This window comes from Bacteriovorax sp. DB6_IX, from assembly GCF_000447775.1.
GTDB lineage: Bacteria > Bdellovibrionota > Bacteriovoracia > Bacteriovoracales > Bacteriovoracaceae > Halobacteriovorax_A.
This window is the reverse complement of sequence record NZ_AUNJ01000276.1, coordinates 1-315: the sequence shown is the minus strand read 5'-3', so window position 1 is coordinate 315 and position 315 is coordinate 1. Positions and strand designations below refer to the sequence as shown.

The 315-nt window shown below is 31.7% G+C and carries 1 protein-coding gene; it reads left to right on the top strand.

Annotated elements, in window-relative coordinates:
• Positions 1-88: 88 nt before the first annotated feature.
• Positions 89-315: hypothetical protein (locus tag M901_RS08005; protein WP_034721339.1), on the top strand; the 227-nt coding region annotated here is incomplete at its 3' end.

Genomic DNA, 315 nt, shown 5'->3' with positions numbered 1-315 from the left:
TTACCTAAATACTCTTAATATTTATTCTTTTTTTGTTCCACTTACAGTAAAATAATATTGTGAATTATTGACCATGGAAGGGTATTTAATGAAATTTTTGAAAACTATCTTAGTTGCTTTGCCAATTCTTTTACAAGCAACATCATACTCGCAAGATCTAATGAGCGAGAGAATCAGAAAAATTGCTGGAAAAAAGAGATCTGTCTATTTTAAGAAAGGTATTTTCCACAGCGGAACGAATAAAACAGCATCCGTTCTAAAAGCAATTCGCCATGGTTATCAACCGGCCAATGGTTATGAAAGATTAGTTTTTGA